This is a genomic window from Streptomyces sp. NPDC001549 (assembly GCF_042894025.1).
Taxonomy (GTDB): domain Bacteria; phylum Actinomycetota; class Actinomycetes; order Streptomycetales; family Streptomycetaceae; genus Streptomyces; species Streptomyces kutzneri.
The window spans coordinates 181209-206185 of sequence record NZ_JBIAVJ010000010.1; the positions used below are offsets into that span (position 1 = coordinate 181209).

22 protein-coding genes and 1 pseudogene are annotated in these 24977 nt (G+C 73.3%); 10 read left to right on the plus strand and 13 right to left on the minus strand.

Going from position 1 to position 24977, the window contains the following annotated elements:
- Positions 1–65: 65 nt before the first annotated feature.
- The 8 genes from ACFY04_RS18975 to ACFY04_RS19010 all read right to left on the minus strand — a co-directional run bounded on the left by ACFY04_RS18975 (position 66) and on the right by ACFY04_RS19010 (position 12003).
- A complete protein-coding gene (locus tag ACFY04_RS18975; RefSeq protein ID WP_389118060.1) occupies positions 66–1142 on the minus strand; it encodes a winged helix DNA-binding domain-containing protein in 1077 nt (358 codons plus the stop codon).
- Positions 1143–1284: 142 nt separating this feature from the next.
- Positions 1285–5223, minus strand: coding sequence for an amino acid adenylation domain-containing protein (locus ACFY04_RS18980; protein WP_389118062.1), 3939 nt, complete (start codon positions 5221–5223; stop codon positions 1285–1287).
- 15 nt (positions 5224–5238) lie between these two features.
- Positions 5239–6453, minus strand: a complete 1215-nt coding sequence (locus ACFY04_RS18985; protein ID WP_389118063.1) for a cytochrome P450 — start codon at positions 6451–6453, stop codon at positions 5239–5241.
- Position 6454: 1 nt separating this feature from the next.
- On the minus strand, positions 6455–6712 hold the full coding sequence (locus ACFY04_RS18990; protein WP_389118158.1) for an MbtH family protein: 258 nt from the start codon (positions 6710–6712) through the stop codon (positions 6455–6457).
- Positions 6675–7442: a thioesterase II family protein gene (locus tag ACFY04_RS18995; RefSeq protein WP_389118064.1), complete on the minus strand. Its 768-nt coding sequence runs from the start codon at positions 7440–7442 to the stop codon at positions 6675–6677. The genes ACFY04_RS18990 and ACFY04_RS18995 overlap by 38 nt, the downstream gene beginning before the upstream one ends.
- 3 nt (positions 7443–7445) lie before the next feature.
- Positions 7446–9365 carry a non-ribosomal peptide synthetase gene (locus tag ACFY04_RS19000; RefSeq protein ID WP_389118066.1) on the minus strand — a complete coding sequence of 640 codons (1920 nt, stop codon included), beginning with the start codon at positions 9363–9365 and terminating at the stop codon, positions 7446–7448.
- Entirely contained in the window at positions 9362–10873 is a 1512-nt protein-coding gene (locus ACFY04_RS19005) for an aldehyde dehydrogenase family protein (protein ID WP_389118159.1), read from the minus strand. The genes ACFY04_RS19000 and ACFY04_RS19005 overlap by 4 nt, the downstream gene beginning before the upstream one ends.
- 119 nt (positions 10874–10992) lie before the next feature.
- Positions 10993–12003: a BTAD domain-containing putative transcriptional regulator gene (locus ACFY04_RS19010; RefSeq protein ID WP_389118067.1), complete on the minus strand. Its 1011-nt coding sequence runs from the start codon at positions 12001–12003 to the stop codon at positions 10993–10995.
- A gap of 174 nt (positions 12004–12177) precedes the next feature.
- Between ACFY04_RS19010 and ACFY04_RS19015 the strand changes: the two genes are divergently transcribed.
- The 3 genes from ACFY04_RS19015 to ACFY04_RS19025 all read left to right on the plus strand — a co-directional run bounded on the left by ACFY04_RS19015 (position 12178) and on the right by ACFY04_RS19025 (position 15763).
- Entirely contained in the window at positions 12178–13779 is a 1602-nt protein-coding gene (locus tag ACFY04_RS19015) for a tryptophan halogenase family protein (RefSeq protein ID WP_389118069.1), read from the plus strand.
- Positions 13780–13863: 84 nt separating this feature from the next.
- On the plus strand, positions 13864–14496 hold the full coding sequence (locus ACFY04_RS19020; RefSeq protein WP_389118070.1) for a flavin reductase family protein: 633 nt from the start codon (positions 13864–13866) through the stop codon (positions 14494–14496).
- The gene (locus tag ACFY04_RS19025) at positions 14483–15763 is read left to right on the plus strand and encodes a cation:proton antiporter (protein WP_389118072.1); all 1281 of its coding nucleotides are present in this window, start codon (positions 14483–14485) and stop codon (positions 15761–15763) included. Before ACFY04_RS19020 ends, ACFY04_RS19025 begins: the two co-directional genes overlap by 14 nt.
- A gap of 49 nt (positions 15764–15812) precedes the next feature.
- On the opposite strand, the gene ACFY04_RS19030 is transcribed toward ACFY04_RS19025, so the two are convergent.
- The 3 genes from ACFY04_RS19030 to ACFY04_RS19040 form a co-directional block, all read right to left on the minus strand.
- A complete protein-coding gene (locus tag ACFY04_RS19030) occupies positions 15813–16238 on the minus strand; it encodes a universal stress protein (RefSeq protein ID WP_373042161.1) in 426 nt (141 codons plus the stop codon).
- Positions 16239–16248: 10 nt separating this feature from the next.
- A complete protein-coding gene (locus ACFY04_RS19035; protein ID WP_389118074.1) occupies positions 16249–17781 on the minus strand; it encodes an APC family permease in 1533 nt (510 codons plus the stop codon).
- Positions 17782–17898: 117 nt separating this feature from the next.
- Positions 17899–18492: a histidine phosphatase family protein gene (locus tag ACFY04_RS19040; protein ID WP_389118076.1), complete on the minus strand. Its 594-nt coding sequence runs from the start codon at positions 18490–18492 to the stop codon at positions 17899–17901.
- A 70-nt stretch (positions 18493–18562) separates the two neighbouring features.
- Here ACFY04_RS19040 and ACFY04_RS19045 point away from each other — a divergent pair, with 70 nt between their 5' ends.
- Genes ACFY04_RS19045 through ACFY04_RS19055 form a run of 3 tightly spaced genes read left to right on the plus strand, consistent with a single transcriptional unit; the run spans position 18563 to position 20552 of the window.
- A complete protein-coding gene (locus ACFY04_RS19045; RefSeq protein WP_389118078.1) occupies positions 18563–19312 on the plus strand; it encodes a YoaK family protein in 750 nt (249 codons plus the stop codon).
- Between the two features lie 37 nt (positions 19313–19349).
- The gene (locus tag ACFY04_RS19050; RefSeq protein WP_389118079.1) at positions 19350–19829 is read left to right on the plus strand and encodes an Lrp/AsnC family transcriptional regulator; all 480 of its coding nucleotides are present in this window, start codon (positions 19350–19352) and stop codon (positions 19827–19829) included.
- A 45-nt stretch (positions 19830–19874) separates the two neighbouring features.
- Entirely contained in the window at positions 19875–20552 is a 678-nt protein-coding gene (locus tag ACFY04_RS19055; RefSeq protein WP_389118081.1) for an HAD family hydrolase, read from the plus strand.
- 62 nt (positions 20553–20614) lie between these two features.
- Here ACFY04_RS19055 and ACFY04_RS19060 read toward each other — a convergent pair whose 3' ends face one another.
- Both ACFY04_RS19060 and ACFY04_RS19065 read right to left on the minus strand, forming a co-directional pair.
- Positions 20615–21043 (minus strand): MarR family winged helix-turn-helix transcriptional regulator, encoded by a 429-nt coding sequence (locus ACFY04_RS19060; RefSeq protein WP_389118083.1) that lies wholly within the window; start codon positions 21041–21043, stop codon positions 20615–20617.
- Positions 21043–21459: an SRPBCC family protein gene (locus ACFY04_RS19065; protein WP_389118084.1), complete on the minus strand. Its 417-nt coding sequence runs from the start codon at positions 21457–21459 to the stop codon at positions 21043–21045. Before ACFY04_RS19065 ends, ACFY04_RS19060 begins: the two co-directional genes overlap by 1 nt.
- A gap of 139 nt (positions 21460–21598) precedes the next feature.
- Between ACFY04_RS19065 and ACFY04_RS19070 the strand changes: the two genes are divergently transcribed.
- The 4 genes and pseudogenes from ACFY04_RS19070 (at position 21599) to ACFY04_RS19085 (ending at position 24956) form a co-directional block, all read left to right on the plus strand.
- Positions 21599–22978 carry a cytochrome P450 gene (locus ACFY04_RS19070; RefSeq protein ID WP_389118085.1) on the plus strand — a complete coding sequence of 460 codons (1380 nt, stop codon included), beginning with the start codon at positions 21599–21601 and terminating at the stop codon, positions 22976–22978.
- Between the two features lie 166 nt (positions 22979–23144).
- Positions 23145–23213 carry a putative leader peptide gene (locus ACFY04_RS19075; RefSeq protein WP_351286961.1) on the plus strand — a complete coding sequence of 23 codons (69 nt, stop codon included), beginning with the start codon at positions 23145–23147 and terminating at the stop codon, positions 23211–23213.
- A gap of 167 nt (positions 23214–23380) precedes the next feature.
- A pseudogene (locus ACFY04_RS19080) lies at positions 23381–24258 on the plus strand (ABC transporter permease).
- Complete coding sequence (locus ACFY04_RS19085; protein WP_389118086.1) at positions 24231–24956, plus strand: ABC transporter ATP-binding protein; 726 nt, start codon at positions 24231–24233, stop codon at positions 24954–24956. Before ACFY04_RS19080 ends, ACFY04_RS19085 begins: the two are co-directional and overlap by 28 nt.
- The last annotated feature ends 21 nt before the right edge of the window (positions 24957–24977 follow it).

Genomic DNA, 24977 nt, shown 5'->3' on the forward strand with positions numbered 1-24977 from the left:
CTTTTCTGATTGGGTACGGAATTGTCGGACGGCACTGACGCTATGGACCCCGAGTTAGCGGCCGGTTATGAATCCGGGGACTGTAGACCGTTTGTAGAGAGGCGATGAGATCCGCTGGAGAAGCGTCGGACATCGGCGCTCTCGCGGGCGATTCCGGCCGCCACGGCGGGGGTGCGGGGCTCGGCCCCGGGGAAGGGTTCGACCGTCACCGGGGCCCCGCGGCGGCCTCCGGACCAGGTGCCGACGGCCAGGCCGTCGACCAGCACGGTGGCGCGGATCTGCCCGCCGCCGGGCCACACCCGGCGTTCGTGTGCGGCGGGCACGGACAGGTCCCGGCTGCGGTAGCCGACGAGGTAGTTGTCGTAGGCCGGCAGCAGGCGTACGTCGGGCTCGCCCGGGGTGGGCACCGGCTCGGACCCGGTCTCCCGTACGGCGGCCCACGCGTTCTTGCCCGTGGTGGCCTTGAGCCCCGACCAGTGGACGAAGTCCAGGGCGTCGGAGGGGCCGTAGGCCGCGCGGTAGCGGCGCGCGAGTTCGCGCTCGGCGGCGGCCCCGGTGAAGGGCAGGGGTCCGGTGGCGGGCAGCCAGTCGTCGAGGAGGACGAAGGTGGCCTCGCCGTCACGCTGCGGTCCGTGGCAGATGCGGCCGGTCAGGGCGGCCCGGCGGATCAGGTGGAAGGCTGACTGCCCCTTCGGCTCCACCCCGAGGGTGGTGAGCCGGTCGGTGAGCTGGGCGCGGGTCAACGGCCCCTCGCCGTCGATCGCTTCGGTGATGAGGCGTTCCGAGCGCGTGCACAGGGACTCGTCGAGGCCCAGTTCGCGCAGCCGCCGGGCGGCGAGCGCGAGGTAGACCGGGCCGAAGAGGGCCAGCAGCCAGCGGGCGTCGGCGGCTGGCACCAGCTGGAGGGTGCCGCGCATGAACCAGCCGCGGACGGCGCTGCGTTCGGTGTCGGTGGCGCGGCGCACCGCGTCCTGGGTCAGCCCGCGGGACCGCACGCGGAGCCCGAGCTCCGCCGCGGGCAGGTCCTGCGCCTGCACGGCCAGCACCCGGTCGAGGACGGCGGCGACCGATTCCTCCCGGACCTCGCCCCCGATCGCCTGTGCGCGCGCCCTGAGCAGCCGGTCGGTCGTACGTCGTTCCACGTGTCCAGTCTTTCAGCCGAGCGGCCGAGGCCGCATCTTCTTCCTCGCGGGTGGGACGACCGCAGCTCCGAACGACGCCGAGGCCCTGCGCCGGGCGGCCGAGGAGCCGCCCGGCGCAGAGCCGGACCGGAGCGTGCGGCCGTCAGCCCTTGCGGCGCAGCACCGCGTAGTAGCCGGGCAGCCGCAGAGCGTCGGAGTCCGAGCGGGGGTCGATCGCGTGCAGTTCTATCGCCTCGTCCTCGACGACCTCCCACCCGTCCGCGCCGAACGCCTCGGCCAGTTCGGGCCGGGTGAAGCGGTGCGAGTGCCGGACACCGGCCGCCTCCAGCGGGCCGACCAGGTCCTCGGCGCGGCCTCGCTTGCCTCCGACGAAGCCGAGGTAGCCGAAGGAGTTGCTGGAGTAGTCGGGCTCGTGCACGATCAGCGTGCCCTCACTGCCCAGCAGCCGGCCGGCGACGGCGGCGAGCCGGGCCCGGGCCTCGCTGTCCAGGACGTGGAAGACGCCCCGGACGAAGATGTTGTACGGCCCCTCCCCCAGGACGGCGGCCTGCTCGGCGTCGGTCATGTCGATCGCCAGGTAGTCGACGTTCGGCACGCCCTCGGCCTCGCGCTTGGCGTGGTCGATGGCGCTGACCGAGACGTCGACGCCGATGACCGACGGGTGGTGCGGGGCGAGTTCGCGGCTGTAGCGGCCGTTGCCGCAGCCCAGGTCGATGACCGGCAGGCCGCTGCGGAAGTGGCGCTGTGCCTGGTCCAGCAGCCAGTGGAACTCCTCGCCGCTGTCGGCGTCCCAGATGACGTCGCCACCGCGTCCGGTGCGCCGGATCCCGGCCCAGTACCGCTCCCAGGCGTCGCCGGTGTCGCGCTCCTCGGTCGTGACGGGGGCGGCGCTCTCCTCGCCGGGCGGCGGGGAGTGGCGCTCCCAGACCTCGTCCTCGGCGAGGGCGTCCAGCAGGGAGGTGAACTCCTCGAACATCGAGTCGATCAGTCCGTCCGGGTAGACGGCGGGCAGGAAGTCCCAGTTGAAGGTGAGGCCGTCGGGCTTCTCGAAGACCTGGAAGTCGAGGGAGACCTGCGGGGTCTGGGAGATGCCGTAGACCGGGGCGCCCAGCTCGGTCTCCTCGTACTGCGGCGGGTGGCCGGCCAGGCTGGTCATCACCACGGGCATGGCCGGGGCGAGGGAGCCGCGGAGCTTGGTCAGCTCGCGCAGCACCTGCACCCCGCTGAAGTAGCGGTGCTCCAGGTCGGCCCAGAGCCGGCGCTGGACGGCCTGGGCCCGTCCGGCGAACGTGGTCTCCGTCTGTTCGACGGCCAGCAGCAGGGTGGTCGTGGTGTCCGCGAGCAGCGAGTTGACCTGCGGGTGCAGCGGAAGGCGGTTGAACAGCGGGAAGTTGATGGTGAACCGGGCCTGTCCGGCGGCCCGGCCGAGGATCTCGGCGTAGGCGGCGGCCAGCACTCCGGAGGGGGTCACCTCGCGGGCGTGCGCGCGCTCCTGGATCCGGCTCCACCGCTCGGGGGCGACGACGTGGCTGCGGCGCTCGAAGCGGACCGGCAGCTCGGGGGCGTCGGCCGGGCGCCCGGGCAGTTCGGGGGCGGGCGGAAGGGTGGCGAGGCGGTCGCGCCAGTACCACTCGGAGCGTCGGTAGAGCTCGCTGTCGCGCAGCGAGTTCCCGACGGCGAGGACGTAGTCGCGGAAGGTCAGCTCCAGCGGGGCGAGTTCCGCGCCGGGTTCCACGTAGTAGGTGACCAGGTCCGGGATGAGGACCTGGAAGTAGCTCCAGGCGTCGGCGACGAGGAAGTCCAGGCAGAGGTGGATCCGGGCCCGGCCGCCGCCGAGCAGGCTGATCCGTACGTCGAACAGCGGCCAGGCGTCGGCGTCGAGGACCTGGTGGGACAGCCGCTCGCGCAGCGCGTCCAGTTCGCCCCGGCGGGACTCCTCGTCGAGGCCGCCGAGGTCGGTGACGGGGATCTCGTAGGCCGGGATCTCCTCGAAGACCTGCTGGGTGCCGTCGGGCAGGACGCGGGTGCGCAGGGCGTCGTGGCGTTCGACGAGCCGGCGCCAGGCGCCCTCGAAGCGGGCCACGTCGAGTTGCTCGCTCTCCCACTCGAAGTAGCCGTGGCAGCCGACGTTGCCCAGTTCCACGAGCCCGCCGCGGCCGATCCACAGGGCCTGCTGGCTCTCGGTGAGCGGGAAGGGCTCGAAGCGCGCGGCGGGGTCCGGGACGATCGCGGGAAGTCCGCCGAAGGAGCCGCGGCCGCCCGTGCGTTCGGTGGTGACGAGGGTGGCGAGCTCGGCGACGGTGGGGCAGGTGGAGAGGTCGGAGAGGCTGAGCTCGACGCTGTAGCGGCGGCGGATCTCGTCGATCAGCTGGAAGGCGAGCAGCGAATGCCCGCCCAGCTCGAAGAAGTTGTCGTGGATGCCGACGCCGTCGGTGCGGAACGCCTCGGCCCACAGCCGGCTGAGCCCGTCCTCGACCTCGTTGCGGGGGGCCTCGTAGCCGGCGCCGACCGCGTCGCGGCCCTCCGGGGGCTCGGGCAGGCTGCGCCGGTCGACCTTGCCGTTGGGCAGGCGCGGGAGGGCGGGCAGCACGACGACGGTGGCGGGGACCATGTAGTAGGGCAGGGTACGGGCGACATCGGCGCGCACGGCGGCGGAGTCCGGTTCGGCCGCGCCGGCCGGGGACACGTAGGCGATGAGCCGCTTGTCCCCGGGACCGCGCTCCTGGGTGACGACGACGGCCTCGGCGATGCCGTCGAGGCGGGCGATGTGCGTCTCGACCTCGCCGAGCTCCACGCGGAAGCCGCGGATCTTCACCTGGGAGTCGGAGCGGCCGAGGAGTTCTACGGCGCCGTCCTCGCGGCGGCGGGCGAGGTCGCCGGTGTCGTAGAGCACCGGGTGCGGGTCGTCGGGGAGGAAGTTGGGGTGGAACTTCGCGGCGGTGAGCTCGGGGCGGCCGTGGTAGCCGGCCGCGACCCCGGCGCCGGAGACGTGCAGGCGGCCGACCTCGCCCTCGGGCACCGGGCTGCCGTCCTCGTCCAGGAGGTGGACGCGGAGGTTGGCGATGGGCACGCCGACCGGGACCTGGCGGGTGGCGCGGACCTCCTCGGAGGTGGCCTGGCTGGTGAAGTCGACCCCGGCCCCGAGGTCGAGGCAGGACAGGACGTTGGTGGTCTCGGTGGTGCCGTAGGTCATCACGACCCGGAAGGGGGTGTCGGCGGGCGGCCAGCTGTGGACGCGCTCGGCGGTGGTCACCAGGATCCGCAGCGCGGTGTCCGCGGGCCAGTCCAGGCCCCAGGCGGGCTCGGCCAGGGCGGCCACCAGCATGGTGTGGGTGATGCCCTCGCCGACGAGCCAGTCGCGGATCTGCTCCGGGGTCTGTGCCTGCCCGGCCTCGGGGATGTGGATCGCCGCGCCGGCGGGCAGGTAGGCGAGCCACTCCATGATCTGGACGGCGAAGCCGGGGGTGGACATCCAGGAGGCGCGGTCGCCGGGCCGGACCCCGTAGGCGCGGGTGGTCCAGTGCACGAGGTTGGTGAGCGCACCGTGCCGCTCCAGGACGGCCTTGGGGGTGCCGGTGGAGCCGGAGGTGTAGATGAGGTGGCTGACGGTGTCGGGCCCGGTCACGACGGCGGGCGCGGTGTCCGGGAGGTCCTGTCCGGCGGTGCCGACCTCGGCATGCGGGACGTCCTGCGGTATCCGGCGGGCGAGGCCGGCCGGGGTGAGGACGAGCAGCGGGGCCGCGTCGGCGATCATCGCCGCGAGCCGGTCGTCGGGGTTGACCGGGTCGAGGGCGACGATCGCGGCGCCCGTCTTGAGGATGGCGAGGGAGCCGATGACGTAGTCGGCGCCACGGGGGTAGCAGAGGCCGATCCGGGTCCCGGCGGCGGCTCCGCGGGCGATCAGCGCGTGCGCCAGCCGGTTGGTGACGGCCTCCAGTTCGGCGTAGGTCCAGCTGCGGTCGCCCTGCGCGAGGGCGGTGGCCCGGGGGGTGCGGGCGGCCTGTTCGGCGAGGAGCTGCGGATACCCGGTGGCGGGGAAGGCGGCGTCCGAACGGTTGAAGTCGACGAGTGCGGTGGTCACAGTGCGGGCCCTTTCTTACTTCGCGAAGGCTCGGCTGCGCAGCAGCCGCACGGGGAGACTGTTGATCCCCCAGGTGAAGTTGGAGGAGTTGAAGGTGACGGGTCCGGCCAGTTCGAAGCCGTCCAGCACGCCGAGCATCTCGGTGAGCAGGGCGCCGAGTTCGAAGCGGGCGAGCCGGGCGCCGAGGCACAGGTGGCGGCCGTGCCCGAAGGCGACGTGCCGGTTGGGGCGGCGGTCGACCCGGAAGGCGTGCGGGTCGGCGAAGACGTCCTCGTCGCGGTTGGCCGAGACGTTCCACAGCGTGACCCGGGCGCCCTCGGCCACCGGGATCCCGTTGATCTCGGTGTCGCGGACGGCGGTGCGCAGGGCGTGCACCCCGGGGGTGGTCCAGCGCAGGATCTCCTCGACGGCGGGGGCGATGCCGCCGGGGCCGAGGCCGCGCAGCAGCCGCCACTGGTCGGGGTGTTCGGCGAACATGTGGACCGCGCCGGCGGCCGAGTAGCGGGTGGTCTCGTTGGCCCCGGAGAGGACCCCGTTGAGGTTGAAGACGATCTCGTGGTCGCTGAGCGGCCGTTCGGTGCCGTCGCCCTCGTCCACGAGGGTGTCGTGGGCGATCTGGCTGACCAGGTCGTCGCCGGGGCGGACCCGGCGCTCGGCGAGCAGCTCGATGAAGTAGAGGAAGATCTCCGAGTGCGCGTTGGTGCGTACCTCGTCGTCCGGGGAGTCGAAGGCGTCGGTGGTCAGGGCGCCGATCCAGGCCCAGTCGGCGCGCGGGATGCCCATCATGGCGCAGACGACCCGGTTGGGCAGTTGCTTGGCCAGGTCGATGAAGTCCAGTTCGTCGTGTTCGGCGGCCTCGGTCACCAGTTCGCCGACCACCTTCTCGACCATCGCCTCCAGGCGCGGCATCTGCTGCGGTCCGAAGGCCTGGTGGAGGGCCCGCTTGAGCCGGGTGTGGTGGGGGACGTCGGAGACGATGAGCATGCGCTGGGCGACGGCGGCGACGGCCGCCGGGGCGCTGCCCAGCCGCATGCCGCGGGCCGAGCTGAAGGTGTCGCTGTCGGCGTAGACCTTCATGATGTCGCGGTGGCGGGTCAGCGCCCAGAAGCCCCCGTCGTCACTGCCGGGCTCGGGGTGCCAGTGGACGGGCGAGTGGGCGCGCAGCCAGGTGAAGGCGGGCCAGAAGTCGTTGCGGCCGAAGGGGCCCGGGTCGAGCAGGTCGATCTCCATCTCAGGCTCCTCGCAGGCTGAGCGGACGGGTGTCGGGCCATTGGGCGTCGACGAAGCCGGCGCATTCGTCCTCGGTGCCGTCGAACCCGGCCGGCGTCCAGCCGTCGGGGGCCTCGCGTGTGGCGGGGTACAGCGCGTACTGCCCCTCGTGGTTCACGAGGACCTGGTGGGTGGTGGGCACGGTGTCCTCCGGACTCGGGCGGGTGGGGACGGTCGGGCGCTCAGGCGCCGGTCGCGGTGGGGGCGGGGGCCGGCGAATCGGCGCCCTCGGCCCGCAGCAGGGTGGTCAGGTGGTCCAGTACGGGCCGCGGGCGGCGCAGTACGGCGTGGTGGCCGCCCGTGGTGGTGTGCCGGGTGAAGGCGGCGGTGGTGATCGCGGCCCAGCCGTCCAGGTCGGCGGAGCTGACGGTCTCGTCGCCGTCGGCCCCCCAGGCGTGGACGGGCATGCCGAGGCGGACGCCCGGCTTGTGGACGTAGCTCAGGGACAGCTGGGCGTCCTTGCGGAGCATGGCGACCATCAGGGCGCGGGTGTCCTCGTCGAGCAGTTCGGGGTCGAGCCCGGCCGTGTCGAAGAGCTTGTCCAGCTCCTCGCCGTCGTCGACGATGCCGCGGCCGGCGCCGTCCCAGTGGCCGGGGGCCCGGCAGCCGCTGACCACCAGGGCCCGCGGGGCGACCCGGCGGGAGACCTCGTAGCCGAGGAGGCCGCCGAAGCTGTGGCCGAAGACGATCAGCGGCCGGCCGGCGGCGACGATGTCCCGCAGTTCCGCGGCGATGGCCTCGACGGCCTCGTCGAAGGTGTCCGGCATCGGGTCCCGCCAGCGGTTCTCCCGGCCCGGCAGCTGTACGCCGTACACCTGGGCGGTGCCGGCCAGTTCGGGCTGCCAGGAGCGGAACTGCTGGCAGCCGGCCCCGGCGGGGGGCAGGCACAGCAGCACGGGCAGGGCCTGGCCGGCGGGGCCGTCCGTCCAGGTGGAGATCCAGGCGCCCATGGCTCAGGCCCCTTCGGCGGGGTCGGTGGCCGGGCCGGCGGCGGAGGCCTCCCGCTCGGCGGAGAGCCGGTCGAGTTCGGCGGCGAAGTGCCTGGCCGTCGGCTCGGCCAGCAGCGCGCCGAGGCCGACGCGCAGGCCGGTGACGCGGCGCAGTTCCGACACCGCGCGGGCGGCGGCCAGGGAGTGGCCGCCCAGCTCGAAGAAGTCCGCGTCGGGGCCGGGAACCTCGGTGGCGAGCACGTCGGCCCAGACGGCCATCACGATGCGCTCGCTCGTGGTCGGACCGGCGCCCGGGGTCACCACCGGTGCGTCGGGCGTCCGTTCCGGCGCCGTCAGGGCCGTGGCCAGCGCCTCGCGGTCGGCCTTTCCGGTGCTGAGGGTCGGGATCCGGTCGAGCACCCGTACGGTGCTGGGCACCGCGGCCGCGGGCAGCTGCTTGCGGCAGCGTTCCACGACCAGGTCGGCGAGGCCCGCCGGGTCGGCGCCGGGGGCCGCGACCACGGCGAGGCCGAGGGTCTGCCCCGAGGCGAGCGGGCAGCAGGCGGCGGCGACGACCTCGGGGAGTTCGGCGGCGATCCGCTCCACCTCGCCCAGTTCGATGCGGTGGCCGCGGATCTTCACCTGGTCGTCGCGGCGGCCCCGGTACTCCAGTTCGCCGCCGGGCCGCCGGATCACCACGTCGCCGGTGCGGTACATGCGGGTGCCGCCGCCCTGGAAGGGATCGGGCAGGAAGCGGCTCGCGGTGAGGCCGGGGCGGCCCCGGTAGCCGCGCGCGACGGCGGGGCCGCCGAGGTAGAGCTCGCCCTCGGTGCCGGCGGGCACCGGGCGGAGCTCCTCGTCCAGGACGTACGCGCGGTAGCCGGGCAGCGGTCGTCCGATGGTGGTCACGTCGTCCCCTCGTCGGCTGTCGGCCCAGGTCGCGGCGATGGTCACCTCCGTCGGCCCGTACACGTTGAGCAGCCGGCGGCCGCGGGCGAACCGCTCGGCCAGGGCGGCCGGGCAGGCCTCCCCGGCGACCACGACCACCTCGGCGGAGTCGATCCCGGCGCCGTGGGCGGCGAGCAGCGACGGGGTGAGGGAGACGGTGCGCAGGCCGGCGGGCAGGGGCTCGCGGCCCTCGGCGGCGGCCTGGCGCAGACCGTCCAGGGAGAGGTCGGTGAGGGCGACCCCCTGGCCGTGCGTCAGGTAGAGCAGGGTGCACCAGAGCCAGCCGTCGAAGGCGGGCGAGACGGCGTTGAGGCCGAGCCCGCCGGGGGGCAGGCCGAGGCCGCCGAGGGCCTCCACGAAGGTGTCCAGGCCCCGGTAGGTGACCTCGACCCCCTTGGGGCGGCCGGTGGTTCCGGAGGTGTAGATGAGGTACGAGCAGCCGTCGGGGGCGGGTACGGACACCGCGAGCGCGCCGGGGGCGCTGCGGCGGACGTCGGCGGGGGCCAGCAGGGTGATCCCGCCGGGCTCCAGGCCGGTGGGTACCTCGGTGGCGACCAGGACGGCGGCCCCGGCGTCGCGCAGGACGCGGCCGAGGCGCTCGACGGGATGCGCGGGGTCCAGGGGGACGGCGGTCGCGCCGAGGCTCCAGACGGCGAGCAGGGCGGGCACGCTCTCCCGGGACCGGCCGAGCAGCAGCCCGACGGAGGTCTCCGGGCCGACTCCGGCCCCGGCGAGCGCGGTGGCGTACCGGGCGGTGCGCGCAGTGAGCGCCGCGTAGGTGAGGGAGCCGTCGAAGGCCTTGACGGCGGTCTCGTTCGGCTGTTCGCGGGTCCACCGCTCCAGGCGGGCGAACAGCGGCGGGAGTACGCCGTGGGCCGGTCCGGCCGAGCCCGGTCCGGCCGAGCCCGATTCGGCCCGCGCCGCGCGGGGCGGTGTGTCGTCGGCCGGTACGCCCGGGGCGGTGGCCCCGGCGGACTCGGCGTGCCGGTCGGTCATCCGTCGTTCCTCTCGGTGTCCGCCGGGCGGGCGGCCGCGGTGGCCCGCAGGCGCGGGCCGACCACCTGGCCTCCCGTGCCCTGCGGGAGCTGCATCGACTTGGTCTCCAGGAAGGCCTCCAGTCCGGCGGCGCCGCATTCGCGACCGATCCCGGACTGTTTGAACCCGCCGAACGGGGCGGCCGGGTTGAACTGGCCGCCGTTCACGTCGACCAGGCCGGAGCGGAAGCGCCGGGCCACCCGTTCGGCGCGGGCGCCGTCGCCGGACCAGACCGCGCCGTGCAGCCCGTAGCGGGTCCCGTTGACGATCCGGACCGCCTGGTCCTCGTCGTCGTAGGGGATGACCGAGAGCACCGGCCCGAAGATCTCCTCCTGGCCGATCGTGCTCAGCGGGTCCACGTCGGCGAAGACCGTCGGCTGGACGTAGTAGCCGGTGTCCAGGCCGGCGGGCCGGTCGGGGCCGCCGCGGACCAGCCGGCCGGCGCCCTCGTCGATGCCGCGGCGGATGTGGCCGGTGACGCGGGCGTGCGCGGCGGCGGAGACCAGGGGGCCGAGGTCGGTCGCGGGGTCGCGCGGGTCGCCGGTCACGTACCCGGCCATGGCCTCGCCGGCGAGCTGTACGGCCTCGTCCTGACGGTCCCTCGGTACCAGCAGCCGGCTCCACTGCAGGCAGGTCTGGCCGGTGTTGAAGAGCATCTGGTCGACGGTGGCGGCCACGGACGCGGCCAGGTCGGCGTCGTCGAGGACGAGGCTCGCGTTCTTCCCGCCGAGTTCGAGGTGGACGCGCTTGACGGTGTCGGCGCCGAGCGCGGAGACCTCGCGGCCGGCCCGGGTGGAACCGGTCAGCGAGACCACGTCGATCAGCGGGTGGGTGACGAGGGCGGTGCCGACGGCGGCGCCGGTGCCGACCACCATGTTGAAGACGCCGGGCGGCAGATCGGCCTCGGCGATCGCCTCGGCGAGCAGCCGGGCGTGCAGCGGGGTGATCTCGCTCGGCTTGTGCACGACCGTGCAGCCGGCCGCGAGCGCCGGGAGGATCTTCTGCACGGTGAGCAGCAGCGGGGTGTTCCACGGAGTGATGCACGCGGCCACTCCGGCGGCCTCGCGCACGACGAGCGAATGGCCGACCCGCTCCTCGAAGGCGTAGGAGGCGGCGGTCTCGACGCAGTGCGCCGCCATGCCGAGGGAGAGCCCGACATGGGTCTGGCGGGCCATCCGGGCGGGCGCCCCGACCTCGGCGGTGATGGTCTCGGCGAAGCGGTCGGCCCGGACCTCCATGGCCTCGACGACCCGGCGCAGCAGGGCCGTGCGTGCGCGCACCGGGGTGGCGGCCCAGCGCGGGAAGGCGGCCGCGGCGGCGCGCGCGGCGAGGTCGGCGTCCCGGGCGGTACCCGCCGGCACGGTGGCCAGGGCGCGCTCGGTGGCGGGATCGGTGACGACCAGGCGGCCGTCGGCGTCGGAGGCGACCCAGGTGCCGCCGATCCACTGGTCGGTGTAACGGGGCGGCAGGGGGGCCGCGGCGGGCTCGGCCCCGGCGGGTCTGGAGTCCTGTGGCACGGTCAGCACGGTCACGGTGGGGTCCTCACTCGGTCACGGGATCACGGGCTCGCTGAACAGCTGGGTCGGTGTCACGCGGTCGCCTGGTCGGCCGCGCGGGCCAGGGCGGCCGCGGCCCGGTTGTCGGGCCTGGCCCGCCGCACGGGGCGGGCCAGGGCGGTCGTACGGGCGTCCGGACTCCAGGCGGGGGCCCCTGCGGGAGTCCCCGCCCGGCGGGCCGCCGGGCGCAGCGCGCGGACGGTGGCGGGCGGGGCGCCGGTCACGGCGGAGACGGGGGCGGGAGCGGCGGCGCGCGCCGCGATCGGGATCAGGGTGTTCGCCAGCCGCCGAGTCTCGGGGCCGGGTGCCACGGCCAGCTCGTCGCGCAGCCGGCGGACACACAGCTCGTACCAGCGCCGTACGCAGGCCAGTTCATCGCGCCGGCCGTGTGCGGCCATCAGCGCGCGGTAGGTCTCCTCGTGATGGCGGTCGATCTCCAGGGTGCGCTTGCAGACCTCGATCAGCTCCACGAAGTCCTCGCGGGCCTCGGCGTCGGCGCGCAGCACTCCCAGGGCCCGCAGTGCGAGCGCCCTGAGGTACTCGCGCTGTTCGACGACCCAGTCGGCGCTCTCGCCGCGCAGGAACTCGCCGCCGTAGAGGCCGATCGCCGACCGCAGCCGGGTGCGGGCGAGCGGGGCGTCCCCGGCCGCGGCGGCGCGCAGGCCGGTGCGCACCAGTTCCTGGAAGCGGTCGAGGTCGGACCACAGCCCGGTGATGTGCAGGACGTAGCCGAAGTCCCGGTAGACCAGCCGGATCCCGGAGTCGCCGGGGCGGTCGGGGTGGGCGTCGAGCACCCGGCGCAGTGCGTGGGCGGCGACCTTGAGGGAGCTGCCCGCGGCGGCGTCGGCGCCGGGCCACAGGGAGGCATAGAGCCGGTCGCGGGTGAGCATCTGGCCGCGGTGGACCACGAGGTACTGGAACAGGCCACGGGCCTTTCCGGCCCGCCAGCGCTGGACGGGGGCGCCGTTGACGGTCAGCTCGAAGTCGCCCAGGAAACGGACCCGTACCGCCGGCCCCGCCGTCCCGTCCGCTGCGGTGGTCATCGCGTCCTCCCGGTGGTTTTCAGCCTGCCGCTCTGCCTGCGAGGAGTGTGTCCGGGGGGTCTACAAGGGCCCTACAACGGCCGGATCCGGCCTGTGTAGAGCGGTGATAGGGCGTTTTTCGACACTGATGAGCACGACCACCCGAACCGCCGAATCCGAAATGAGGGCTGTTTCATGACCAGCAGCGACACCCGGCTTCAGAAGGTCGTCATCCTGGGCGGCGGCACGGCCGGCTGGATGACGGCCGCATACCTCGGAAAGGCGCTGCAGGGAACGGTCGACATCACCGTGCTCGAAGCGCCGACGATCCCGCGTATCGGTGTCGGCGAGGCCACCGTGCCCAACCTGCAGCGCTCCTTCTTCGACTACCTGGGCATCGCCGAGGACGAGTGGATGCGGGAGTGCAACGCGAGCTTCAAGATGGCCGTGCGCTTCGTCAACTGGCGGACCGGCGGGCAGGGCGAGTCGACGGCCCGCGAGCTGCCGGGCGGCGGTCCGGACCACTTCTACCACCCCTTCGGGCTGCTCCCCGACTACGACCAGACCCCGCTGTCGCACTACTGGTTCAAGCGCAAGTACGAGGGCCGCACCACCGAGCCCTTCGACTACGCCTGCTTCCGCGAGCCCCCCGTGATGGACGCGATGAAGGCCCCGCGCTGGCTCGACGGCCGGCCGGCCACCCGGTACGCCTGGCACTTCGACGCCCAGCTGGTGGCCGACTTCCTGCGCCGGTTCAGCACCGAGAAGCAGGGCGTGAACCACGTACAGGACGAGATGGTGCGGGTCGAGCAGGACGAGCGCGGCTACGTGACCACGCTGCACACCAAGGGCGGACTGGCCCTGGACGCCGACCTGTTCGTGGACTGCTCGGGCTTCCGCGGCCTGCTGATCAACCAGGCGATGGAGGAGCCCTTCATCGACATGAGCGACCACCTGCTGTGCGACAGCGCGGTGGCGACGGCCGTCCCGCACGACGACGAGGCCAACGGTGTGGAGCCGTACACCTCGGCGATCGCCATGTCGTCCGGCTGGGCCTGGAAGATCCCCATGCTGGGGCGCTTCGGCACCGGCTACGTGTACTCCAGCAAGTTCACCGACCAGGACACCGCCACCCGCGAGTTCGCGGACATGTGGGGCCTGGACCCCGAGGTGACGAAGTTCAACCACATCCGTTTCCGCGTCGGCCGCAACCGCCGCGCGTGGGTGAAGAATGTCGTGAGCATCGGCCTGTCCTCCTGCTTCCTGGAGCCGCTGGAGTCGACGGGCATCTACTTCATCACCGCCGCGATCTACCAGCTGGCCAAGCACTTCCCGGACAAGACCTTCAACGACGGTCTGATCAACAGCTTCAACCACGAGATCGAGGTGATGTTCGACGACACCCGCGACTTCATCCAGGCGCACTTCTTCTACGCACCGCGCAACGACACGCCGTTCTGGCAGGCCAACAAGAAGCTGACGCTCCCCGACAACATCCAGCAGAAGATCTCCGCCTACAAGGCCGGCCTGCCCATCAACTCGCCGATCACCGACGAGTCGACGTACTACGGCAACTTCGAGGCCGAATTCCGCAACTTCTGGACCAACGGCAGCTACTACTGCATCTTCGCGGGCCTCGGCCTGGAGCCGGACGCCCCGCTGCCCTCCCTGGCGCACCGGCCGGACTCGGTGGCCAGTGCCGAACCCCTCTTCGACACGGTCAAGCGCCAGCAGCAGAACCTGCTGGAGACGCTGCCCAGTGCCTACGACTACCTGCGCCAGCTGCACGGCGCGTAAGGCCCACCGCTCCCACGGCCCGGCAGTACGGCTCTCCCGCCGGCTGCCGGGCCGCAGTTGCTTCAGCCACCTCAGGAGTCAGACATGCCCCACCGCTCCGTGCCCCAGCCCGCCGCACCGGACGAGTCGGCCGGGGGCCAGCCGGCGGACCTCCGTCCCTTCATGGCCGCCTTCCCCACCGGGGTGTCCGTCGTCACCACACTGGATTCCGATTCCGTGCCGCACGGCCTGACCTGCACCTCCCTCGCGAGCGTCGCCCTCGAACCGGCGACGCTCGTGGTGTGCATACGGGCGGCGAGCCCGACCCTCGCCGTGCTGCTCACCGAGGGCCACTTCGCCCTCAACCTGCTGCACGAGCGGGCCCGCGGCACCTCGGACCTGTTCGCCTCCGGGGCGCCCGACCGCTTCGACCGCGTCGAGTGGCGGCTGCCGCTGGGTGCGGGCGGACCGCACCTGACGGCGGACGCCCACGCCGTCGCGGACTGCGCCGTGGTCAGAACCGTCGGCTTCGGGGACCACACGGCCGTCTTCGCCGAGGTCCGGCGGGTGACCGTGCGCGACGACCGGCAGCCGCTGCTCTACGGGCTGCGCCGCTACGCCCCCTGGTCCGCTGCTGCCGCGGCTCCCCAGCCCGCCGCACAGCCGACCCCGCACCGCGGCCTGCCCGCCGCCCTGCGCCCCGCCGCGCCCGAAGGAGGTACCCGTGTCGTCCGCTGACCCGCTGCCCGCCCTGCTGATCGCCGTTCCGGTGGTGATCCTGGCCAGTCAGGTGGGGGCCGCCGTCTGCCGCCGCTTCGGCCAGCCCCCGGTGGTGGGCGAGATCGCCACCGGCATCCTGCTGGGCCCCTCGCTGCTGGGCTGGCTCTGGCCGCAGGCCCAGCACGCGCTCTTCCCGCCGTCCGTGCTCCCGTACACCTCGGTGCTCGGGCAGCTCGGGCTGCTCGCCTTCATGTTCCTGGTCGGGCTGGAGCTGGACCTGAAGAGCCTGCGCGGTCACACCCGGGTCGCGGTGGCGGTGAGCCAGGCGGGCATGCTGCTGCCGCTGGCCCTGGGCGCACTGCTCGCCCTCGCGATGTACGGCGGGTTCGCCCCCGAGGGGGTGGGCCGGATGCCGTTCACCCTGTTCATGGCCGTGGCCATGGCCATCACCGCGTTCCCGGTCCTCGCCCGGATCCTCATCGACCGGGGCCTGTACGGGACTCCGCTCGGCGCGCTCGCCATGGCCTGCGCGGCCGTGGACGATGTCGTCGCGTGGTGCCTGCTGGCCCTGGTGGTGGCCCTCTCCACGGCCGGGTCCCCGATGGAGGCGGTCACCACGGCCGGACTCGCCGTGGCCTTCACGCTGGTGATGCTGTACGCGGTCAGGCCGCTGCTGGCCCGCTGGTCGGCCCGCGCCGACCGGGCCGGCGACGCGGCGGTGCTGGTGGCGCTCTTCAGCGGGCTGAGCCTGTCCGCGCTGGCCACCGACCTGATCGGCGTGCACGCGCTGTTCGGGGCGTTCCTGTTCGGGGTGATCACCCCGCGCACCGGGCAGCGCATCGAGGCCTCGGCGGCCCGGCTGCGCGCGTTCACGGTGCCCGTGCTGCTGCCGCTGTTCTTCGTGCACACGGGGCTGCGTACGGACATCGGGGGCCTGACGGCCTCGCCCGGGCTGTGGCTCTGGACGGCCGCGATCCTCTTCGTCGCCTTCCTCGGCAAGTGGGGCGGCGCGACGGGCGCGGCACGCGCGTGCGGAAGACCGTGGCGGGAGGCCCTGTCGATCGGCGCCCTGATGAACTGCCGGGGGCTGACCGAGCTGGTGGTGCTCAACGTCGGTCTGGAACTCGGCGTCATCGGGCCGCAGCTGTTCACCATGCTGGTGCTGATGGCCCTGGTGACGACGGCGATCACCAGCCCCGCGCTGACCCGGCTGCGCGCCGGGAAGGAGGTGAGCGGCCGCGCCCCGGCGCAGGCCGAGCCCGAGAACGCCCTCTCCGGGCCCTGACGTGCGGGCCGGGACCGGAGGGCGTCCGCCCCAGTCGCACCACGGCTGTTCAGGCGCCCTCCGGCCCGGTCGGTACGCACAGCACCGGGATCGGCGACAGGTGCAGGAGCTTGTGCGGCGTGGAGCCGAGCAGCGCTCCGCGCATCGGGCTGTCGCCCCAGCTGCCGACGATGATGACGCGGGCCCGGTGGCGCTCGGCGGCGTCCAGCAGGGCCTGCGCGGGTTTCTCGTCGGCCACCTCGACCGTGGAGGGCACCCCGGCCGCGTCGGCCTCCTCGACGGCGTGCGCCAGCGCGCTGCGGCCCGCCTGGCGGACGGCTTCGCGGTGGGCACGGGACTCCTCGCCGGTGGCGCCCGGGGCGGCCGCGCCGTAGACGAGGACGAGGGGCTCGCCGAAGGCGGTGGCCACCTCCAGCGCCACCTGCAGGGCCCGTTCCGCGCCGGGTGATTCGTCGTATCCGAGGACCACGGACATCGGGGGCTCCCTAGGAGGTGGACCGGTGCTTCCCGGCATGGACGAGTTCCGGGTCGACGACGCCGCGGCGCTCCTGCCAGAACCTGCCGTCCCGCACTCGCCAGAAGCACATGACGGCCACGCCCACGAGCGCGATGCCGAGGCCGATGACCAGCGGCGGACCGAGCCCGAACCAGGAGACCCCGCTGGCGGAGTTCTCCGGGTTGGACATGTCGCCGATCGACTCCACCAGCAGCCAGGTCAGCATCCCGGCACCGATCACCGGGCCGAGTCCGATCAGCAGGAAGTTGTGCAGGTTCTCGAAGAGGTGACGGCGGTAGTAGATGGCGCAGGCCAGGCCGGTGAGCGCGTAGTAGAAGGCGATGAGCAGGGAGAGCGCGGTGAGCGAGTCCAGGAGCGCGTTCTCGCTGATCTGGTTGACGACGAGGTACCAGCCGATGGCGATGCCGGCCACCCACCACGTGCTCACGTCCGGGGTGCGGAACCGCGGGTGGATGTGCGCGAGCCGGTGCGGCAGCGCGTGCCGGCGGGCCATGGACAGGGCGGTGCGGGAGGCGGGGATGATCGTGGTCTGGGTGGAGGCGAGCGCCGAGGTGCAGACGGCGAGGAGCACCACCCAGTCCCAGCCGCCCATGACCTCGTGGGCGAGGACCGCGAAGATGGCCTCCTCCTCGGCCGCGTTCTCGGCGAGGTAGACGGTGCCCGCGTAGGCGACGACCGCGAAGCCCACGGACAGGTAGGTGACCAGGAGGATCACGGTCGACCAGATGCCCGCCCTGCCGGGCGCGGTGGCGGAGTTCTCCACCTCCTCGGTGAGGTTGACCGCGGACTCCCAGCCCCAGTACATGAACACGCCGAGCAGCAGCCCGCCGGTGAGGGCGGCACCGCCGGCGCCGAAGGGGTTGAGCCAGCTGAGGGACGGCTCGATCGAGTCCAGGGTGCTGGTGTCGGCGTAGACGCGGTAGATGGCGACCACGGCGAACGCCAGCAGGAAGAAGACCTGGGCGAGGATGAGGATGTCCTGGAGGTGTGCCGAGAGCTCGGTGCCGATGACGCAGATACCGGTCATGGCGAGGATCACCGCGACGGTGAGGCCCTGCCGGATCCAGGCGTTGGCGGCCCAGCTGTCGAGTCCGAAGGCGAGCAGGCCGAAGTTCACGGCGACGTCCGCGAGCGAGCCGATGACGAGGACGCCGGTCATGGCGATGGCCCAGCCACCGAGCCATCCGGCCCACGGGCCCATGGCCCGGGTGACCCACGAGAAGGTCGTCCCGCAGTCCTGGTCGACCTTGTTGAGGTAGTAGAAGGCGGCGGCGATGAGCAGCATCGGGACGAAGGAGGCGAGCATCACGCCGGGCGCGTAGATGCCGGCCAGCGCCACGATCGGCCCGAGGACGGCGGCCAGGGAGTAGGCGGGCGAGGTCGAGTTCAGGCCGATGACGAGCGCGTCGAGGAACCCGATCGCGTTGGCCTTGAGCCTCGCGTCCAAGCCCTCCGGTCCGGCGCCCGCACTGCCGTCGTCCGTGTACGAGTCGTGACCCATGTACGCATGGTCACGCAGACGGCACCGCCGCGCGAGGCGAGGCGGCCGCGGTCGGGGCCGGGTCCGGGGCCCGGGCCGGGGTCGGATCCGGGGCTGGGGCCCCGGCCGGAGCTTCGGTCAGGGGCGGGTGTTCCAGCCGGCGATCACGGGGAGTCCGTGCTCCGTGGAGAGCACGCTGACGGTGCCGGTGCGCAGCAGGAACAGCCGGCCGTGCTCGGGCTCCAGCCGCAGGTAGCGGGCGGTGAGGACGCGCAGGAAGTGGCCGTGGGCGACGAGCACCACGTTGCCGCCGTCCGCGCGGAGCACGGGGGCGACGCGGGCCAGGGCCCGGTCGGCGCGGGCGCCCACCTGGGCGGCGCTCTCGCCGGGGTGCTCGGCGTCGCCGGGCGGAACGCCGTGCGTCCACAGGGACCAGTCCGGGGTGGTCTTCTGGATCTCCGCGGTGGTGATTCCCTCGTAGCCGCCGTAGTCCCATTCGTACAGGTCGGGGTCGGCCTCCCCGCCGGTGAGTCCGGCGAGCTCGGCGGTGGTGACGGCCCGGCGCAGCGGGCTGGTCAGTACGAGGGCCGGCTGCCGGTCCCGGAAGAAGGGGGCCAGCGAGATGGCCTCCTCGACCCCGCGCGCGGTCAGCGGAAGGTCGGTGCGTCCCGTGTGGCGCCCGTTCGCGCTCCAGGCGGTCTCGCCGTGCCTCACCAGCAACAGGTCACTCATCCTTGGGACCCTATGCCTTCCGGCATGTCGGCGCCGGAGCACCCGGGCGGGCGTGTCACTGTCGGGCGTCATGGACGAGAACCGGGAGGCCGGGCGGACGGCCGGTTCGCCGCTGCTCCCCCCGCACATGCCCGCGCTGATGGTCGTACTGACCGGGGTGACCGGGCTGGTGGAAGCGGTGAGCCTGCTGGCGCTCGGGCCGGCCTTCACGGCGATGCAGACGGGCAATGTGCTGTTCGTGGCCTTCGGGGCGGCCGGGGCGGGGCGACTGGAGACGCTCGCGCCCGGGGTCTCGTTGGCCGCGTTCGTCGTCGGGGTGGTGTGCGGGTCGCATCTGGAGTCCGTGACCGAGGTCCGTGGGAGGCGCTGGTTCGTCATCGGCCTCATCGCCGAGGCGGGGCTGATCCTGACCGCCGCGGGGATCGGCTGGGGGCTGGCCGCGCAGTACGGATCCCCGGCCCTGCGGCATCTGGCGGCGATGGCGGTCCTGGCGCTGGCGATGGGGCTGCGCAACACCACGATCATGCGGGCGAACGTGCCCGGCGTGCCGACGACGCTGGTCACCCGGTCCATGACCGCCTTCCTGGGCGCTTCGGCCATGGGGCGGGAGAACACCTACGGGTTCGGGACGGCCGGCTGGCGGCTGCGTGGTCTCTCCGTCCTGGCCATGTTCGCCGGCGGGTTCCTCGGGGCGCTGCTGCTGCGGGCCGGCTGGACCGTGGGCTGGCTGCTGCTGCCGGCCGGCGCGACGGTGCTCGTCGTGGGCCTGCTCTACCGGAGCCAGCCCGGGCTGCACACCGACCTGGCACCTGGCCGGTAACCATCGGGGTGAACGGGGCCATTGGTACAGTCGTGGCGTGGCGGTGGACGAGCTCGACACCAGAATCCTGCGTCTGCTGATCGAGCAGCCGCGCACCAGTGTCCGCGAGTACGCCCGGATCCTCGGCGTGGCGCGCGGCACCCTGCAGGCACGGCTGGACCGGCTGGAACGCACGGGCGTGATCACCGGAACCGGGCCGGTGCTCTCCCCCGCCGCGCTGGGCCATCCGGTGCTGGCCTTCGTGCACATCGAGGTCACCCAGGGGCATCTGGACGAGGTGGGGGACGCGCTGGCCGCCGTGCCCGAGATCATCGAGGCCTTCTCGATCACCGGCGGCGGGGACCTGCTGACCCGGGTGGCGGCCCGGGACAACGGGCACCTGGAGGACGTGATCCAGCGGCTGATCCAGCTCCCGGGCGTGGTCCGCACCCGTACGGAGGTGGCGCTGCGCGAGCGGGTTCCGCACCGGCTGCTGCCGCTGGTCGAATCCGTGGGCAGAAATGCCAACAAAACCTGACAGGATTGTCGAGACAGGACACGACCGGCCGGACGGGCGCCACGGATGATTTCCGTCATATTCGATCTCGACGGCACCCTCGTGGACAGCGAGCCGAACTACTACGAGTCCGGGCGCCGCACCCTGGAGCGGCACGGGGTCCCCGATTTCACGTGGGAGCAGCACTCCCGCTTCATCGGCATCGGTACGCGGGAGACCTTGGAGATCCTGCGGAACCGGTACGGGATCCGGGCACCGGTCGAGCAGCTGCTCGCCGAGCAGAACGCCGCCTACCTGGAGCTGGCCCGCACCCGGACCGAGGTCTTCCCGCGAATGCGGGGGCTCGTCGAGCGGCTGCACAGCGAGGGCGTGGCGATGGCGGTGGCCTCCGGCTCCTCGCTGGAGGCGATCGACGCGGTGCTGGCGGGCACCGGGCTGGACGCGCTGCTGACGACGGTGGTCTCCGCCGAGGAGGTCGCGCACGGCAAGCCCGCTCCGGACGTGTTCCTGGAAGCGGCCCGCCGGCTGGGCGCCGAGCCCGCCGACTGCGTGGTCGTCGAGGACGCGGCGCCCGGGGCGCGGGCCGCGCACGCCGCGGGCATGGCCTGCGTGGCGGTCCCGTACACCCCGGACATCGCGGGGGACCCGGCCTTCGCGTCCGCCGGGCTCCTCTTCCCGGGCGGCCATCCGGAGTTCAGCGCGGACGCGGTGTACGAATGGCTGGCCGCACGCCGGCCCGCGTAGCCCCTCCCCCGGGTGGACGGATCCGCTCGCGGGTGCTGTCGCACGGGCCCGGCGGGCGGATCTCAGCTTTCGGGACGGGCCAGGCGGCCGAGCAGGGCCACCGCGTCGGCGAGGGGCACCGGCCGGAAGAACTGCGCGTCGGCCTGCTCGACGGCGGCGATCGCCCGTGGGGCCAGCTCGGCGCCGGCGTCGGTGACGCGCAGCCGTTTGGCGCGGGTGTCGGCCGGGTCGACCTCACGCTCGACGAGCCCTTTGTGTTCCAGGGTGCGCAGGACCTGGGAGGTCATCTTGACGTCGGTACCGGCCTGGCGGGCGACGGCCAGCTGATTGGGGTGCCCGCCCTGGCTGTTGAGCCACCAGGTGCAGGCGAGCAGCACGAACTGCACGTGGGTGAGGTCGAGCGGGGCCAGGGCCGTGGCGATGTCGCGCTGCCAGCGCAGGGTGGCGTGCCACAGCAGGAATCCGGGGCTCTCGCCGGGGCTGAGGGGCATCAGCGAAGCGCCAGCTCGGCCAGCGAAGCCATCGTGTCGGGCCAGTCGGCGGTGATGCCCGGGCCGATCTGCGGGCCGACCTCGTCGGCGCCGCTGCCGGTGATCTCCATCCGGTACACCACCCGGATCCGGTCCTGGCCGATCGGGTCGATCCGGTGGGTGGTCCGCAGCAGGATGTCACCGAAGCGCGCCTCGTCGACGAACCGTTCACCTTCGACCGCCTCGGCGATGCGCAGCAGGATCGGGTCGTCCCCGGGCGGCGTCATCGTGATCTCCGTACCGGCCGAGAACGGGCCGCCGATCTCGATCTTCTCGATCTCGGCGTTCCAGGCGCCCCAGTTCTCCACGTCCGCCCAGAGCCGCCAGATCGCCTCGGGTGCGGCGGCGGTCTCGATGCTGTGCTCGTACTCCCACATGGGTGGTCTCCCCGGCTAGATCGTCTATCCATAGATTATCTGCGCGCAGACTATTCGTCAACGGCGCGGGCCCGGACCCGGCCGAGGAGACCCTGTCCGCTCTCTGGCGGCCTGCGGGGGCGGCTGTCACCATGCCTGCGTGACCGCGACCCTGACCCCGGGCACCCGGAGCGGCGGACCGCGCCGATGGCCGCTGCTCGGCAACCTGCCCGCCTTCGCCCGTGATCCCCTGGCCTTCTTCGAGTCCCTGCGCGACGACTACGGGGACTGGGTGCCCTGGGCGCTCGGCCCGCAGCGCAACATCCTGGTCTCCCGGCCCGAGCACGCCGGCGAACTGCTCGCGGCCGTCGAGTCCACCTTCCGGCCGACGGAACTGGGCTGGGCCTTCCGCCAGTTGCTGGGCAACGGGGTGGTCGTCGCCACCGGGGACGACTGGCGCCGCAAACGGGCGCTGGTGCAGCCCGCCGTCCGGCCGCGCCAGGTGCGTTCGTACGCCGCCACGATGGTGGAGTGCGCGGACGCCCTGGCGGGCGGCTGGCGTGCGGGCCAACGGATCGACGTGCACCGGGAGATGGCCGGGCTCACCCAGCGGATCGCGGTGCGCACGCTGTTCGGGAGCGACGCCGCCGGCCGGGAGGCGCCCATCAGTGCGGCCATGGCCACCGCCCAGCGGGAACTGGGGGCGGAGTTCCGCGGGCTGACGCTGTTCCTGCCGCCCTGGGTCCGCACTCCCGGACGGCGCCGGATGCGGGAGGCCGTGGCGGTGCTCGACCGGGAGATCGCGCACGTCATACGGGAGCACGAGGCGGCATCGAGCGCCGGCGCGGAACGGGACGACCTGCTGAGCCGGCTGCTCGCTGCCCGCGACGAAACCGGGGGGCCGCTCTCCCGCAAGGAGCTGCGGGACGAGTCGATCACCCTCTACATCGGCGGCCACGAGACCACCTCGACCACCCTGACCTGGGCCTGGCAGCTCCTGTCGGGGGCGCCGACGGCGCGGGCCCGGCTGACGGAGGAGCTGGACCGGGTGCTCGGCGCACGGCTGCCGGCCTACGCCGACTACGCGCGGCTGCCCTGGACCCGGCAGGTGGTCAAGGAGGCCCTGCGCATCTATCCGCCGATCTGGCTGATCTCGGCGGTCGCCACGGAGGGGGCGACGCTGGGCGGGCGCGCGGTACCGGCCGGGACCTCGGTATGGACCAGTCCCTGGTCGATGCACCGCGATGCCCGGTGGTTCCCGGACCCGGAGGCCTTCCGCCCCGAGCGGTGGGACGCGGACGCCCCGCATCCGGTGCCCGAACACGCCTGGTTCCCCTTCGGCGGCGGCCCGCGGGCCTGCCTGGGAGCGCGGTTCGCACTGGTGGAGGCAGCGCTCGTACTCGCCGTGCTGGCACAGCGGTTCCACCTGGACAGCGGGAGCGGACGGGCCGGGGTCTTCCCGGGGCTCACCCTGCAGCCGACCGGACCGGTCCTGGCGACCCTGCGCGCCGCCGGCCCGCACGACGGGGGCGCCCGCTGAGACCCGGTCTTCCGCGTGGTGTGTTCCGTGTGGTGTGTTCCGTGTGACGTGTGGCGTGTTGTGTGTTCCGTGTTCCCGGTCTTCGAGACGGCAGGTCCAGTGGGCGAGACGCCGTTGACCCCGCCCCGGCCAGGTGGCTAGGTTTCGCCGCATGTTGCGTTCAGCCATGCTCACCACGCGCGGTCACATCGACCTGCTGCGGGTGGCCTCCGCCGCGTGTCGCCGCGGCTGCTGACGCCCTTTTCCTGATCTGTCACGAGCGCTCCGCGCTCTTCCCCGGCGTGCCCGCACACTTCTGAACCCCTCCCCCGCCCGGCCCCGTCCGGCCGTGCCGGTCGAGGGCGGTCGGTGTGCGCGCTGCCGCCTGCCTCGCCGCCCTCCTTTCGTGGAGCCTCCATGAGCATCAGCATCAGCCATGCCCCGCCGGACCTGTCGCCCACGCCGACCTCCGCGCCGGCCTCCGCACGGCCCGCCGCCCCCGAGCTCGTGGCCGTCGTGGCGACCTCCGCGCGGCGTCGCCCCGTACCCCGCTGGATCCGCCGGACCGCGGGCCCGCTGCTGCTGCTCGCGCTGTGGCAACTGGCCAGCACACTGGGGTGGTTGCCGGCCGATACGCTCGCACCGCCGTCCACCATCGCGTCCGCCGGGGCGGATCTGATCGGGGACGGCACGCTGCCCGGGGCGATGGCCGTGTCCCTGCAGCGCGTCGCGATCGGGCTGGTGATCGGCGGTACGGCGGGCACGGTGCTCGCGCTGCTGTCCGGGCTGTCGCGGCTCGGCGAGGACCTGATCGACGCGAGCGTGCAGATGCTCCGCACGGTGCCCTGGGTGGGTCTCATCCCGCTGTTCATCATCTGGATGGGCATCGGCGAGGCGCCGAAGGTCGCCCTGATCGCACTCGGGACCGCCTTCCACCTGTACCTGAACGTGTACGCCGGGATCCGCGGGTGGACGAGCAACTGATCGAGGCGGGCGGGGCGCTGGGGCTCGGGCGGTGGGGTCTGGTGCGGCACGTCGTGCTGCCCGGTGCGCTCCCCGGCTTCATGACCGGTCTGCGGTACTCGCTCGCGACCGCCTGGCTGGCCCTGGTCTTCGGGGAGTCCATCAACGCGGACGCCGGGATCGGCTTCCTGATGAACCAGGCGCGCGAGTTCTTCCGTACCGACGTGATCGTCGTCTGCCTCGTCGTCTACGCCTTCCTCGGCCTGACCGCCGACCTCGTCGTCCGTACTCTCGAAAGGCTGCTGCTGCAATGGCGACCGACGTTCACGGGGCAGTAGCCACCACCGCCGCTGCCGTCGAGGTCACCGGGCTGACCCGGTCCTTCGACGGGCGGGCCGTCATCGACGGGCTCGATCTGACACTGCGCGCAGGGGAGTTCACCGTCCTCCTCGGGCGCAGCGGCTGCGGCAAGTCCACCCTGCTGCGGATCCTGGCGGGCCTGGACCGGGAGATCGAGGGCGAGGTGCTCGTACCGGAGCGGCGGGCGGTGGCCTTCCAGGCGCCGCGGCTGATGCCCTGGAAGCGGGTCTGGCGCAACGTCCTGCTCGGGCTGCCGGGCCGGCCCGAGCGTGAGCGGGCCGAGCGGGCGCTGGCCGAGGTCGGGCTGGAGCACCGTACGGACGCCTGGCCCAAGACCCTGTCCGGCGGTGAGGCCCAGCGGGCCTCCCTGGCCCGGGCGTTGGTGCGCGAACCGGATCTGCTGCTGCTGGACGAGCCGTTCGGCGCCTTGGACGCGCTGACCCGGATCAAGGCCCAGGAGCTGGTGGCCAGGCTGTGGCAGCGGCGCGGCTGCGCGGTGCTGCTGGTGACGCACGACGTCGACGAGGCGGTGCTGCTGGCCGACCGGATCCTGGTGATGAGCGAGGGGCGGATCGCCCACGACACCCAGGTTCCGCTGGAGCGGCCGCGCACGGTCGGCGACCCGGGGTTCGCGGCGCTCCGCACCCGGCTGCTCGCCGAACTCGGCGTCTTCTGAAGACCTTTCACCCGTCAAGAG